This window comes from Desertibacillus haloalkaliphilus, assembly GCF_019039105.1.
Taxonomy (GTDB): Bacteria; Bacillota; Bacilli; order Bacillales; family KJ1-10-99; genus Desertibacillus; species Desertibacillus haloalkaliphilus.
The window spans coordinates 1-414 of record NZ_JAHPIV010000199.1 but is presented as its reverse complement, the minus strand read 5'-3'; the positions used below and the strand labels follow the sequence as shown (position 1 = coordinate 414).

General features: G+C 37.2%; 1 protein-coding gene. It reads left to right on the top strand.

Translation table 11 applies throughout. From position 1 onward, the window contains the following. Nucleotides 1-80: 80 nt before the first annotated feature. Nucleotides 81-414, top strand: a 334-nt coding sequence (locus tag KH400_RS21535; RefSeq protein WP_217228129.1) for a translation initiation factor IF-2 N-terminal domain-containing protein, incomplete at its 3' end; no start/stop codon positions are given.

Sequence of the window (414 nt, the reverse complement as noted above, 5' to 3'; positions counted from 1 at the left end):
GTCGTCATTGGAGTAATGGATGATGGATTTGCAAAAAAGATGACCGCATTACTCGACCAATGATTTTTGGAGGTAAGTATATGAAAAAAATGCGAATATATGAATATGCAAAAGAGAAAGATGTAGCAAGCAAAGTCATCATTGATCAGTTAAAAGAATCAGGCTTTTCGGTTACAAATCATATGTCAGTTTTAGATGAAAAGATGATGGAAACATTAACGGGTGGAAATAGCTCTTCAACAACAGCTACAAAGAACCAAGAAAAAAATGACCATCGCCCTAAGCAACAAAAAAACGATGGGAAACGTAATCAATCGAAGCCTTCAAATAATAAAAATCAGCAAAACCGCGGAAACAAACAGCAAAATAAGCGTGGAGGCGGCGGTCATAAGCAAGAGCCACCAAAACCAAAAC